This is a genomic window from Priestia sp. JNUCC 25 (assembly GCF_053667915.1).
On the sequence record NZ_CM132211.1, the window covers coordinates 4,143,843 to 4,156,644 of the forward strand.

The following is a 12,802-nucleotide window of genomic DNA, read 5'->3' on the forward strand; positions in this document are numbered from 1 at the left end:
ATAAAAAAGACGAATGAAAATTCATTCGTCTCCTTGCGCTATCTAAATTAGTAAATCCAAGCGTCTGCGTCTTTTTTATAGAAAGTCAGCTCTTCACTTTCAAAGAATAAGCTGATTTCACGCTCCGCACTTTCTGGTGAATCTGAGCCGTGAATAATATTCTTATCGACAATCAGTCCATAGTCACCTCGAATAGTTCCAGGAAGCGCTTCTTGAGGGTTAGTTTTCCCCACCATTTGACGTGATACTGAAATCACGTTTTCACCTTCCCATACCATAGCAAAAACTGGACCTGATGTGATAAATTTCACTAACTCACCGAAGAAAGGTTTCTCTTTATGTTCACCGTAGTGTGTTTCAGCTAATTCCTGCGAAATATGCATAAGCTTAGCTCCGACTAATTGAAAACCTTTTTTCTCAAAGCGAGAAATAACCTCACCAATAATGCTTCTTTGTACCCCGTCTGGTTTGACCATTAAAAACGTTTTTTGTATCATTTTACTCTCCACCCCTGAAGTTCATGATATGTAAACAAGTTTTGAAAGCGCAATCACACCTCATGAAGATATTAACATTGTTTCGAGCAGTTTACAACTTATGAAAGTAAATAAATCAAAATTTCCGTTTTCCAATGTACTTCGCAATTTGATGCAGCGTTTTTTTCGCCTTGTTTGGCGGCAGTTCTTCTAAAATGCTCATCGCTTTTTGCAGATAACGATCGCTCATCTCAAATGAACGTTCAATGGCGTTAGAAGATTTAATATCAGAAATAATTTCATTGATCAGCTCTTGCTCATATTCCCTCTCGAAAAGCTGTTCTACTTTATCTCGAAACTCAGCATTTTCAATGGCATACAAAACTGGCAGCGTAATATTTCCTTGCAGTAAGTCGCTGCCAACTGGTTTCCCAAGCTGTTCTTCTGATGAGATAAAATCTAAAATGTCATCGGTAATTTGAAATGACATTCCCACGTAATATCCAAACCAAAATAAACGTTTATGTATATCTTCAGGAGCTCCCGCTGCAATTGCGCCTAACTGACAGCTTGCAGCAATTAGCAGTGCCGTTTTACGTTTAATTCTACGCAGATACACGCGTAAGTTTTGGTTTAGGTTGTATTTGTCCTTAATCTGTTCAATTTCACCGAGCGTTAATTCCACCATCGTATTAGATAAAATTTTATGTGCTTCCACATCTTTAACCTCGCTCATAACTTCAAGCGCACGAGCAAAGATGTAATCCCCTGTATACATAGCAATACGATTGTCCCATTTTGCCTTAATTGTTGGTTTTCCGCGTCGCTTATCAGCGTCATCAATAACATCATCATGAACAAGAGACGCCATATGAATCAGCTCAAGCGCTACTGCCACGTGTTTGATTTGGTCGATGTTGTAATGCCCAAATTTAGCTGCCAACAAAACAAATACAGGGCGAATTCGTTTCCCCCCTGCTTGTAAAAGGTGAAGAGAAGCATCTGTGATAAGTGTTTCATCGGTATGAACAGTTTGTTCAAGTTCTTTCTCAATAAGGGTAATATCCGTATTCAAAAAAGCGTACATCATTTTTAGTTTCATTGGACTCACCTTGCATTATATATTCATTCTTTACTCCTTATCCTACAGGCTGTTGCACCTGTAGGACAAGCTTTTTCTCTTTTATCGTTTGTACCCTAGATGCATCGCTGCTACTCCACCTGTGTAAGATTTCACTTCAACATCTGTCAAACCGGCTTCACGGAACATATCAGCCAATTGCTTTTGACCTGGAAAGTCCCTTGCTGACTCTTGAAGCCATGAATATTCATCATAGCTTTTAGCGACCATCTTTCCAAGCGCAGGCATAATATACTTAAAGTAAAGCAAGTACATTTGTCGGTAGCCGATCATCGTGGGCTGAGACGTTTCAAGGCAAACCACTTTTCCGCCAGGTTTCACGACGCGCTGCATTTCCTTTAAAACTTGAAGGTAATCGGGCACGTTGCGCAGTCCGAATCCAATCGTTACATAGTCAAATGAATTATCTTCAAAAGGAAGTTCCATTGCATTGCCATGTAGTAAGGTAATATTTGAAAAAGGTGAGTTTTTTACTTTCTCTTCACCAATCTTTAGCATATTTTGACTAAAATCCAGGCCAACTGCCTCTCCTGTTTCTCCAACTGCTTCAGCCATAGCTAGCGTCCAATCCGCAGTTCCGCAACAAACATCTAAAGCTTTTGTTCCTTTTTGAACATTCATTCGCTTCATCGTATCTTTGCGCCATGCCTTATGACGCTGAAAACTAATAACAGAATTCATTTGATCATAATTTTTGTATATTTTTTCAAATACGCCATGGACACGCTGTTCTTTTGATTGCTGCATATCTCTATCCTTCTCCTACGACATTTTTCAGCACTTCTAAGCTAGATGTAAGTTCATCTAAGTGCTCTCTTAAAAACTCATTCATCACAAATTCACTTCGTAAGTATCCTCTAACAATGTTTACAGACTGTTGAGTATACGAATAAAGGTGTTCTTTTATTTGCTCTTGATTCATGCCAATTTGTTTGCAATAGTTTAGCAAGAGAGTAGGCTCTTTATGCTGTAATGACTTTAATTGCTTTAATATCCCGTTCAAATACGCTGCATGTTTTAAAAGTTCTTTCCACTCTTCACGTTCAAAATAGTCACATAAGCATCTTACAAACGATGATTCTGCTGCTAAAAAACTATTCATAACGTCGTGTGGATTAGTAGAGCGATTGTTATAAATGTGTATCTTAGCGATATTAATTTCTTTAATAGCAGATGCTATAACTTTCATTAAATTCAGCTGGTTGCTTTGAGCTAAATAGTAATAGTACAGGCCGCTGTAATAATCTCCGGCCAAAACTACCAGCTGCCGCTCATGCAGCTTTCCTTCATTTCCGCTAACATTTTGAGTGGAGACTAGATCGTGGGTATCAAGTGCGGTTTGAACGAGCATCACAGATAGCACAGAGCTGTTCTTTTTTTCTTCTTCCATTGAAAGAGTATCTAAGAACGAACACATGTACAGTAATCTATTTTCATCAATACGCGGATGATGAATATATTTTTTTACATATGGATGACTTAATTCAACATGAAGCTGTTCTTTCATGTTGGCCACAATATCATAGATGGTTTTTACGCTCATCATCCTTGTCTCCCTTTCCATCACTATTTGTTTAAAGTTCTTTTAACTCCAAATCGATAGTGTCAATTATAACATAATTACATTATAAAATATCCTTTAAATTCTTTTGAAGCTTTTTCACGGTTTAAATCATTTAGCTGCTCATCCGCTTGAACACCGTTCATCTACATACCATCTGGATTTCTCAGACAGTAATTTAAGATATTGCTTTTAGTTTCACCATGTTTTTCCTGTTCTTATTCATTTATTTTAAATATAAATAAAAGCAGGAAAATCCCTGCTTATTTTTTCGTATCGGATTCAATTTCTCCGTGAACAGTCTGAATGACGGCTTTGCCACGAATTTTAATTGCGGATGTATGCTCAGTAAACTGCGCAATCATTACTTCGCCTTTATCTAGTTTTTCTGAATGATGAAATCGCGTATCTGCTCCTCGCGTTAATCCAATTACGTTAACTCCATCTTCGACCGCTTTAATGACAATATACTCCGGCGTTCCTTTTTGTGTCATATTCTCTTCTCCTTCATCATCCACATTATGATTTAATCAGTGATAAAACTTCAGCTCTAGAACTTGCATCGTGTTCTAACACTCCACGTACAGCAGAAGTGATTGTCATAGCTCCAGGCTTTTTAATGCCTCGCATGGTCATACACATGTGCTCTGCTTCCACTACTACCATTACCCCGTGCGGCTCTAATGTTTCTACAATAGAATCCGCCACTGTAGATGTAATTCTCTCCTGAAGCTGAGGACGTTTCGCAACAGCTTCTACCGCTCTTGCCAGCTTACTTAAACCGGTCACTCGTCCACCTTTTGGAATATACGCAACATGAGCTTTTCCATAAAAAGGCACTAAGTGATGTTCACACATAGAGTAAAAAGGAATATCTTTTACAAGCACTAGCTCTTCATGGTCTTCTCCAAAAACTGTTTTAAAATGCTCTTTTGGATCTTCATTCAACCCGGAAAAGACTTCCTCATACATTTTAGCTACTCGCTTTGGGGTATCTAATAATCCTTCACGGTTTGGATCTTCGCCAATTGCTTCTAAAATTAGTCTCACGGCTTGTTCGATCTGTGGTTTATTTACAGATGACATGTTGTTGCCCTCCAATTCGTTGCATTACGACTTTATGAAAAAAATTCTAGCATATGTATATACCAAAGGCAAAAAAGAAAGGTCGCAAATGTGCGACCTTTCAAAGCTCTTCATCAACGGCTATGAATAAAGCCATTTTATGTAGATATTATTTTACAGCATCTTTAAGAGCTTTACCTGGTTTGAATGCAGGAACTTTGCTAGCAGGAATTTCGATTTCTTCGCCAGTTTGTGGATTGCGTCCTTTACGAGCAGCACGTTCACGTACTTCGAAGTTACCAAAACCGATAAGTTGAACTTTGTCCTCAGCTTTTAAAGCTTCTAAAATTGTATCGAAAACAGCATCAACTGCTTTTGTAGCATCCTTTTTTGAAAGCTCACTTGCTTCTGCAACAGCATTAATTAATTCTGTCTTGTTCATGCCATTCACCTCCTCCCAAAATCGGATCATATAATAACTAAAAACCTTGTTAGAAAAGGAATCTAGTAATTCGTTATATCTCATTCTTTAACAAAACAAATGGATATTATACATAACCTATGTATCGACAAGCCTAATCATAAACGATTGAACTAAATAATTCAATGTTTTTCATTCATCTGCCGTATGTATGTAATGAAAACAGTATGATCGATCGATTTCTGTTAAAAGATTAACATATTGAACAAGGCATAGCAAGCAGAAAATAACGCAGGAATAAGATAACCACGCGATCTATCACAATATATGTAAAGTTTTGTATGTTCTATCCAAAAAGAAGAGGCTCCTTTATGAGGAGCCTAACGTTACATTCTTATAAAATAATCGCGATTAAACCTCCAGATCCTTCGTTAATAATCCGTTCTAGCGTTTCTTTTAACTTATATCGCGCATTTTCAGGCATCAGCGACAGCTTTCCTTGAATCCCTTCTCTTACGATTGAACTTAGAGAGCGGCCAAATATATCTGAATTCCAAATTGAAAGCGGATCATCTTCAAAGTCTTGCATCAAATAACGAACTAATTCTTCGCTTTGCTTCTCCGTTCCGATAATCGGCGCAAATTCTGATTCTACATCCACTTTAATCATGTGTATAGAAGGTGCCACTGCTTTTAAACGAACCCCAAAACGCGATCCTTGGCGAATAATTTCAGGTTCATCAAGGCTCATATCCGAAAGCGAAGGTGCAGCTACACCATAACCCGTTTGTTTAACCATACGAAGGGCATCAGAGACTTGATCATACTCGGTTTTTGCATGCACAAAATCTTGCATTAACTGCAGCAAATGATCTCTTCCGCGAATTTCTACTCCCACGATTTCTTTCAAAATCTGATCGTATAAGTCATCTGGAGCATATAAGTCAATTTCGGCAATTCCCTGCCCCATCTCAATTCCGGCTAATCGAGCCTGATCGATAAACTCAAACTGGCTAAATTGCTCTACTACCCGTTCAACGTCTCTCAGCCTCTTAATATCTTTTACCGTTTCTTTAACGGCTTCTTGATAGCTTTCACGCAGCCAATGTTTATCTTTTAAAACCATTACCCAGCTTGGTAGATTAACGTTGACTTCTAATACAGGGAACTCGTAGAGTGCTTCTCTTAATACGTTCATCACATCAGTATCGCGCATGCTTTCCACACTCATCGCTAATACTGGAATATCATATTTTTCATTAAGCTTTGCACGAAGCTTTTCTGTATCAGGATGATATGGCTGTACGGTATTAATAACCATGATAAATGGTTTGCCTACTTCTTTTAGCTCATTAATGACGCGCTCTTCTGCTTCCACGTAATCTTGACGAGGTATATCTCCAATTGAGCCATCTGTTGTAATGACGACACCAATCGTTGAGTGTTCTTGAATTACCTTTCTCGTTCCAATTTCAGCCGCTTCGTGAAATGGAATTGGTTCTTCATACCAAGGTGTATTGATCATTCGAGGTCCGTTTTCATCTTCGTACCCTTTAGCGCCAGGCACCGTATATCCTACACAATCTACTAACCGTATGTTAACTTCTAGCCCGTCATCTACCAAAACATTAACTGCTTGATTCGGTACGAATTTCGGCTCAGTTGTCATAATCGTTTTTCCAGCTGCACTTTGTGGTAGTTCATCTTGTGTGCGAGCTCTTTCTGCCTCGTTCTCGATGTGAGGCAGGACCACCAGCTCCATAAATTTTTTAATAAATGTAGATTTTCCTGTTCGAACTGCTCCCACCACACCTAAATATATATCGCCTCCTGTACGTTCAGCGATATCTTTAAATACATCCACCTTTTCCAAAAGATCCCCTCCGATCTATGAGTTCATGGAATATGACATCCATTGCGAGAGTAAATTAGGACACTATATAGTTATGACGTTGTCCTATTAAAATATGACTTTTGATAGAAAAATTTATGATTTTTTTCATGCACATGCTGACTTAGTCATTCTGATTATCATTATTGGTGTACAAGAAAGAGAAAACCCCTTCTCTCTGAATATTATTCAAGGAGAAGGGGTTCATGACTTATTTTTTTAAAAATATTGGTTCATTCTTATCGTTGACTGTATAAGGAAGAGAGTAAGCAGGTACAAAATCACTGTTTTCCACAAGGAGCTTTCGTATATCTTCACCAGGTTTGTAGGAGCTTTTATGCTTTTGAATGGCATCATACAAATCAGGGCGATAATCTACAAATACATCTCCCTGTCCATTAACAATTAAAGAAAGACTATTCCCTGTATATGGGCTAGTAACGACAGGAGGCTCTTTCATATTCAATTTTTTATAATTAATAGAGAATACGCCGGGAGCGATGACGTCTTTAAACGGTACGTACCCTTTATGATTTTGACGGTATATATTCAAATGTACGTTAACATCTTGAATCGTATCCGCCATCCGTAAGTCTAATAATTTAACCGTCGGCTTTGTTTCTGCATCCACAAGCACGTACGCAAATATCCCTCCGCTTTCATACGAATTCCCAGGTGCGTCTTGCATGTATCTAGGAACAATTTTCGTAAAGTCAATCGGATATTTTTGATAAATCGGCGTGTCCATATCTTTCGTTTTTATCGGCAATAAGCCTCCGCTTTCTTGTTTAAATTGATCAACCGCCGTTTGCACGGAAGCAACTTGATCTTTATAAGGAACTTGATTTTGAGACATTCTTTCCGTCGGGTACAAACAACCGGATAATATAAAAATGGTTAACCCAACAATAGACGTTAGCATGAATTTTTTCATTTTTCTCACCCTACCATATGTACATTAAGCATCTGTCGGCCCGCTGAATACAACAATTACCATAATAAGACCTGCTACAATCATAAGCGAATAGGCAATGAAAGCGAGTACAATTTTACCAATGCGGTTCGTAATTTTATAACGACTAAAGTAAATAGAAAATACCGAAATAAACATAAATACAATGGAACCCAATGAAATCCACATCTTTAACAAACCTGGCGACAAATTGCATCCACTCCTTTTTTCACCGTTATTATAACATAAGGACTTATAGTTAAGATGGATATTGATAGAACTTTCTAAATTCACTATTTATTTACCTTCCAGTGATTCATGCTCTATAGTAATTACTTTCCTATTAAATTGACAAATTCCTGCTTTTTCGCATAAAAAAAATCGAAGCGAAGGGGGCTCTTCGCTTCGATCATAACTAAATATTCCCATACTAACAGTTCTACTCATCTTTATTTACACGTTATTTTATGCAAGTAAATGATTTTGGGTATCGCCAATTGCCTATTTTTTCATATTTCTTTGCACTTAATTTAATTTTTCTCCTAAAACATTCGCTAAATCTTCCATTTCATGTGTTTTAGTACGAGACATAAGCGCGTCTACTGCATCCTTTGCCTTCACATCATTAAACAGTACATTATATAAAGCATCAGCAATCGGCATTTTTACGTCATATTTTTGAGATAGCTGGTAAGCTGCTTTCGTCGTGCGTACACCTTCTACAACCATTCCCATATTTTCTAATACTTCGTCTAAATTTTTGCCTTTCCCAAGAAGATTACCAGCGCGCCAATTTCGAGAATGAACGCTTGTACACGTTACAATCAAGTCCCCAATCCCGGTTAAACCTGAGAACGTCAGAGGATTGGCGCCAAGCACAGTACCTAAACGAGCGATTTCAGCTAAGCCACGAGTCATAAGAGCGGCCTTCGCATTGTCACCATATCCAAGTCCATCCGTGATACCAGCAGCAAGAGCAATAATATTTTTTAACGCTCCCCCAATTTCCACACCAATCACATCAGGATTTGTATAAACACGGAAGTACTGTTGATTATTAAATAAATCCTGCACTTTTTCTGCTGCTTGTATATTTGTTGAAGCTGACGTCACGGTTGTCGGCTGCCTTCTACTTACCTCTTCAGCATGACTCGGACCTGATAAGACAACGATGTCTTTTGTATCAATTTCTTGTTGAATCATTTGAGATATACGTAAAAGAGAATCAGGTTCAATCCCTTTACTCACGTGAACAATTGTAAACAGTTCATCGGTAAGGGATTTTAGCTGCTGCAACACTTCACGAATGGCCTTCGTTGGAACAGCTAAAATAAGGGTTTCAACACCCTCTATTGCCTTTTCTAATGACGTAAAACCTTTAATCTGATGAGGAAGCTCTACACCAGGCAAATATTTTTCATTCTGATGCGTCTCGTTGATTTGATCAATGACTTGTTGTCTATGTCCCCAAATGCGAACATCGTGTCCATTTTCCGCCAATACGAAAGCTAATGCAGTTCCCCAGCTTCCTGCTCCTAGTACAGCTATTCTTTCCACGCCGATCACATCCTCTGTTATTTTCTTGGTCTTGCAATAATTTTAATTGGAGTTCCTTCGAATCCAAAAGCTTCACGAAGCTTATTTTCTAAGAAACGTTTATATGAAAAGTGCATTAGCTCAGGATCATTTACAAACACAACAAAAGTTGGCGGCTTGATTGCTACTTGAGTTGTGTAATAGATCTTTAAGCGGTTGCCGTTGTGAGTAGGCGTAGGGTTCATTGCTACTGCATCCATAATCACATCATTTAAGATGCTTGTTTCTACACGTACCGCATGGCTTTCGCTTGCAAGATCAATCATTGGCAATAGCGTATGCGTACGTTTTTTCGTTTTAGCTGAAAGGAATACAATTGGAGCATATGTTAAGAACTGAAAATGCTCACGTATATTTTCTTCAAATTTTTTCATTGTTTTTTCATCTTTTTCTACTGTATCCCATTTGTTCACAACGATGACAACAGCTTTTCCAGCTTCTTGTGCATAGCCGGCAATTTTCTTATCTTGTTCAATAATACCCTCTTCAGCATTTAATACAACTAAGACAACATCTGAGCGTTCAATTGCCTTTAATGCGCGCAGTACGCTGTATTTTTCAGTACTCTCGTACACTTTTCCACGCTTTCTCATTCCAGCTGTATCAATAACAACATATTCTTGATCTTCTTTTGTAAACTTTGTATCAATAGCATCGCGTGTCGTGCCGGCAAGATCACTGACAATAACACGGTCTTCACCTAGAAGAGCATTAACTAATGAAGATTTCCCTACGTTAGGACGACCAATCAATGAAAATTTAATGACGTCTTCTCCGTAATCTTCGTCTTTTTCTTTTGGAAAGTGCTTAGCTGCCTCGTCTAGCAGGTCACCTAAACCTAAACCATGCGTTCCTGAGATTGGGAACGGTTCTCCATATCCTAGTGCGTAGAAATCATAGATTAATTCTCTCATTTCAGGATTATCTACTTTATTAACAGCTAGGACCACAGGCTTTTTGGATTTGTATAAAATTTTCGCCACTTCTTCATCAGCTGCAGTAATTCCATCGCGTCCATTCACTAGAAAAATGATTACGTCCGCTTCATCAATTGCAATTTCTGCCTGCTGTTTGATCTGTTCTAAAAATGGCTCATCTCCAATATCAATACCGCCAGTATCAATAATGTTAAAGTCCACATTCAGCCACTCACCTGAACTATAGATACGATCACGAGTTACACCCGGAATATCTTCTACAATAGATACTCGCTCTCCTACAATTCGGTTGAAAATTGTTGATTTTCCTACGTTGGGACGACCAACAATCGCAATAATTGGTTTTGGCATACGATTCTTCCCTTTCCTTGATCTTTTTTATGTATCGGCAACCAGTCTTTAATCGACTAAAGGTATTTATCTACATGTACAAATAAATAAGATCATTCTTTTTTCAAAAATTGAGGCCATGCAGCGTGGCATGACCTCTACTAATCGATCATAAGCGATAAAGCAGGCTTTTTATCAGCTCTATTTTACACCAAGCTGATTAACTGCCTATCCGCTGAATAAGCATTACTCTTTCAATCAAACAATTTTATCAAAAATCACCGGTAACAACAATATAATTTTACGAAATCTCTTCTTCTATTTGTAAGTACTTTGCTTTTGCCTGTGAGACTTCAGCACGTACAAATCTAAATAAGCAGAAAAATAAACCAGCATCTCCCAAATAAACATAGTTCCTACTGCTGTTGCTAAAACGTCGAGTGTCCGAAGAGACCCTACTTCATAAGATGCAATATCTCGAATAACAACTGCGTATAAAAAATCTCCTCCAACTACACCTAAAATGATCGCTGCGAATCTTTTTTCAGCATCTTTAATCACCATAAAGCAAATATATAAGATAAGTCCAGTCAAAATCCACTTACGATCAATAAAAATCCATACAGGATCATAGAGCTCAAGTAAACAAAAACCAGCATAGGCAATTATTATAATGCCGCATACAATAACATAATATAACTGCTGAAACCTGCTGTAGCCTGAAGCATAAACACACGCTACTCCCACTAAAAACAAAGCGGTGTAGCTACATGAAAACTGAGCCATATGCATGTTCATTCCGCTTAGGAGTATACTGATTAATATAATGGCTGCTACCTTCCAACGCCTAGGTGTTTTGGGCATAAGAAAAGTCGCAACAATCCATCCCATCCACGAAAGCCAATAAAAGAAAATTCCGTCCACTGAATATGGCACCTCCTCTACCTGTCATCAGTATGTATCAATTTGGTAAAACTTAATCGGAGTTTTAGAATAGAACCCTTTATTTTGGACAACCTATCAGAAAAAAGGAGGGAAACTAAAATGGGAAAAGATCGTCAAGAGAAAAAATTAAAAGAATCAAAACGAGTTGAATCTGACCGTGATCAAGGACTTCACTATCCGGGAGCAACTAGCTTGCAAAGTCCTGAAGAAGCGCGCGAGTTAAATGAGCACAAATAAAAAAATGCGCTGACTTAGTCAGCGCATTTTTTATTTTAAAACTGGATGTGAAACAGGATAGGAACGTTCTTTCTTTCCTGTAAACAAAAAGAGAACTCCTCCCACTAACAATAGTGCTCCTGACAAATAAAATCCGAATTCCATACTTCCAAGTTTATCTGCAAAATATCCGGTAATGTAAGGTGCAAAGATCGATGACAGCATGCCGCTGAAGTTAAAAAAACCGTACACTTTAGAGTACATGGACGATGGAGTAATATCCGCCATATACGAAATCAAAATCGGATCTAATGCTAATTTACCTATCAGACCGTACACAATTAAGCCGATTAATAGCCAAGAATAACTCTCTGTATAGGGAATAAAAAATTGACATAAAGCGCCCGCTACTGACAAACTCACAATTAATGCTTTTTTATTTGCAATTCGATCAGATATATATCCAAAGAAGATTGCTCCTGGAATAGACGCCCAAGGTACTAAAGATGCTATGATGCCTGTTTGAGACCCTTCTAAGCCTCGCGAGTGCTGTAAATAATACGGAAGCCACGTAAGCATCCCAAAAAATCCGTAAAGAGAGCAGAAGATTAAAATGTATACGAAAATATGATTTCTTGTAAATAATACTTTTAGCGACTGCTTTGTTTCTTTATTTGGCGCATTTTTTTCTTGATCCCTTTGCTTATCTTTTACAAAGAAAGCTATTAAAATAGCTATTACTATAGTCGGAATAGCAAATAAGTAAAAAGTAAACTGCCAGTCTTTTTCTAACGTATATGTAATGTATGTAGAACCGATAAAACCAAGTGATATACCAAAAGCCATTCCACTATTAATGAGCGCAGCCACTAAACCTCGGTATCGTTCGGACGTGATGCTTGAAGAAATTCCGTATTGTGAACCATAATACGTTCCTTCTCCAAGCCCTGTCAGCGCCCGCATGAGTAAGAACATACCGAAAGTAGTTGTAAGTCCTGTGAAAAATGTGGCAACTCCAAACAAGATGTATCCAGCTACTAAGATCTTAACGCGACCAAATCGATCTGCCAAAAAACCCGTTGGAATTTGCATAGCTGCATACGCTGCAAAAAACACGGTAGACATTAGTCCAAGTTCAGCTTTATTAAGATCCCACTGCGCACCGATATCTCCCATAACCGGAGATAAAATATTACGATCTGCATACATGAAAACCCAGCCTAAAAAGAAAAGAAAAATTGTAAATATAGGATGTCCCTTTTTCATTACG

15 protein-coding genes are annotated in these 12,802 nt (G+C 38.1%); 1 reads left to right on the forward strand and 14 read right to left on the reverse strand.

Translation table 11 applies throughout. The features are described from left to right. Positions 1 to 47 precede the first annotated feature (47 nt). The 13 genes from ndk to JNUCC25_RS21785 all read right to left on the reverse strand — a co-directional run bounded on the left by ndk (position 48) and on the right by JNUCC25_RS21785 (position 11,295). On the reverse strand, positions 48 to 497 hold the full coding sequence (ndk, locus tag JNUCC25_RS21725; protein ID WP_013059010.1) for a nucleoside-diphosphate kinase: 450 nt from the start codon (positions 495 to 497) through the stop codon (positions 48 to 50). A 115-nt stretch (positions 498 to 612) separates the two neighbouring features. After that, positions 613 to 1,578, reverse strand: a complete 966-nt coding sequence (hepT, locus tag JNUCC25_RS21730) for a heptaprenyl diphosphate synthase component II (RefSeq protein ID WP_013084891.1) — start codon at positions 1,576 to 1,578, stop codon at positions 613 to 615. Positions 1,579 to 1,659: 81 nt separating this feature from the next. Beyond that, positions 1,660 to 2,364: a demethylmenaquinone methyltransferase gene (locus JNUCC25_RS21735; protein ID WP_013059012.1), complete on the reverse strand. Its 705-nt coding sequence runs from the start codon at positions 2,362 to 2,364 to the stop codon at positions 1,660 to 1,662. A gap of 4 nt (positions 2,365 to 2,368) precedes the next feature. Then, on the reverse strand, positions 2,369 to 3,163 hold the full coding sequence (locus JNUCC25_RS21740) for a heptaprenyl diphosphate synthase component 1 (RefSeq protein WP_013059013.1): 795 nt from the start codon (positions 3,161 to 3,163) through the stop codon (positions 2,369 to 2,371). A gap of 278 nt (positions 3,164 to 3,441) precedes the next feature. Next, on the reverse strand, positions 3,442 to 3,672 hold the full coding sequence (gene mtrB, locus JNUCC25_RS21745) for a trp RNA-binding attenuation protein MtrB (RefSeq protein WP_013059014.1): 231 nt from the start codon (positions 3,670 to 3,672) through the stop codon (positions 3,442 to 3,444). A 25-nt stretch (positions 3,673 to 3,697) separates the two neighbouring features. Further along, positions 3,698 to 4,264 carry a GTP cyclohydrolase I FolE gene (gene folE, locus JNUCC25_RS21750; RefSeq protein ID WP_013059015.1) on the reverse strand — a complete coding sequence of 189 codons (567 nt, stop codon included), beginning with the start codon at positions 4,262 to 4,264 and terminating at the stop codon, positions 3,698 to 3,700. 148 nt (positions 4,265 to 4,412) lie between these two features. Then, entirely contained in the window at positions 4,413 to 4,685 is a 273-nt protein-coding gene (locus tag JNUCC25_RS21755; RefSeq protein ID WP_013059016.1) for an HU family DNA-binding protein, read from the reverse strand. A gap of 373 nt (positions 4,686 to 5,058) precedes the next feature. After that, the gene (gene spoIVA / locus JNUCC25_RS21760; protein WP_013059017.1) at positions 5,059 to 6,537 is read right to left on the reverse strand and encodes a stage IV sporulation protein A; all 1,479 of its coding nucleotides are present in this window, start codon (positions 6,535 to 6,537) and stop codon (positions 5,059 to 5,061) included. 229 nt (positions 6,538 to 6,766) lie between these two features. Next, complete coding sequence (locus tag JNUCC25_RS21765) at positions 6,767 to 7,489, reverse strand: hypothetical protein (protein ID WP_064472102.1); 723 nt, start codon at positions 7,487 to 7,489, stop codon at positions 6,767 to 6,769. Between the two features lie 24 nt (positions 7,490 to 7,513). Further along, positions 7,514 to 7,717: a DUF2768 domain-containing protein gene (locus JNUCC25_RS21770; protein ID WP_013059020.1), complete on the reverse strand. Its 204-nt coding sequence runs from the start codon at positions 7,715 to 7,717 to the stop codon at positions 7,514 to 7,516. Positions 7,718 to 8,032: 315 nt separating this feature from the next. Beyond that, positions 8,033 to 9,064: an NAD(P)H-dependent glycerol-3-phosphate dehydrogenase gene (locus JNUCC25_RS21775; RefSeq protein WP_013059021.1), complete on the reverse strand. Its 1,032-nt coding sequence runs from the start codon at positions 9,062 to 9,064 to the stop codon at positions 8,033 to 8,035. A 17-nt stretch (positions 9,065 to 9,081) separates the two neighbouring features. Further along, positions 9,082 to 10,392 (reverse strand): ribosome biogenesis GTPase Der, encoded by a 1,311-nt coding sequence (der, locus tag JNUCC25_RS21780; RefSeq protein WP_013059022.1) that lies wholly within the window; start codon positions 10,390 to 10,392, stop codon positions 9,082 to 9,084. Between the two features lie 297 nt (positions 10,393 to 10,689). After that, positions 10,690 to 11,295, reverse strand: a complete 606-nt coding sequence (locus JNUCC25_RS21785) for a YphA family membrane protein (protein ID WP_013059023.1) — start codon at positions 11,293 to 11,295, stop codon at positions 10,690 to 10,692. A gap of 120 nt (positions 11,296 to 11,415) precedes the next feature. On the opposite strand from JNUCC25_RS21785, the gene JNUCC25_RS21790 reads away from it, so the two are divergent. Further along, on the forward strand, positions 11,416 to 11,553 hold the full coding sequence (locus tag JNUCC25_RS21790) for a YpzI family protein (RefSeq protein WP_013059024.1): 138 nt from the start codon (positions 11,416 to 11,418) through the stop codon (positions 11,551 to 11,553). Positions 11,554 to 11,583: 30 nt separating this feature from the next. Here JNUCC25_RS21790 and JNUCC25_RS21795 read toward each other — a convergent pair whose 3' ends face one another. Then, entirely contained in the window at positions 11,584 to 12,798 is a 1,215-nt protein-coding gene (locus tag JNUCC25_RS21795) for an MFS transporter (RefSeq protein WP_013059025.1), read from the reverse strand. Positions 12,799 to 12,802: the final 4 nt, after the last annotated feature.

Bases quoted from the DNA above. Each gene is read 5' to 3' on its own strand.
- ndk (WP_013059010.1), bottom strand. From the start codon at position 497: ATGATACAAAAAACGTTTTTAATGGTCAAACCAGACGGGGTACAAAGA.
- hepT (WP_013084891.1), bottom strand. From the start codon at position 1,578: ATGAAACTAAAAATGATGTACGCTTTTTTGAATACGGATATTACCCTT.
- JNUCC25_RS21735 (WP_013059012.1), bottom strand. From the start codon at position 2,364: ATGCAGCAATCAAAAGAACAGCGTGTCCATGGCGTATTTGAAAAAATA.
- JNUCC25_RS21740 (WP_013059013.1), bottom strand. From the start codon at position 3,163: ATGATGAGCGTAAAAACCATCTATGATATTGTGGCCAACATGAAAGAA.
- mtrB (WP_013059014.1), bottom strand. From the start codon at position 3,672: ATGACACAAAAAGGAACGCCGGAGTATATTGTCATTAAAGCGGTCGAA.
- folE (WP_013059015.1), bottom strand. From the start codon at position 4,264: ATGTCATCTGTAAATAAACCACAGATCGAACAAGCCGTGAGACTAATT.
- JNUCC25_RS21755 (WP_013059016.1), bottom strand. From the start codon at position 4,685: ATGAACAAGACAGAATTAATTAATGCTGTTGCAGAAGCAAGTGAGCTT.
- JNUCC25_RS21765 (WP_064472102.1), bottom strand. From the start codon at position 7,489: ATGAAAAAATTCATGCTAACGTCTATTGTTGGGTTAACCATTTTTATA.
- der (WP_013059022.1), bottom strand. From the start codon at position 10,392: ATGCCAAAACCAATTATTGCGATTGTTGGTCGTCCCAACGTAGGAAAA.
- JNUCC25_RS21790 (WP_013059024.1), top strand. From the start codon at position 11,416: ATGGGAAAAGATCGTCAAGAGAAAAAATTAAAAGAATCAAAACGAGTT.
- JNUCC25_RS21795 (WP_013059025.1), bottom strand. From the start codon at position 12,798: ATGAAAAAGGGACATCCTATATTTACAATTTTTCTTTTCTTTTTAGGC.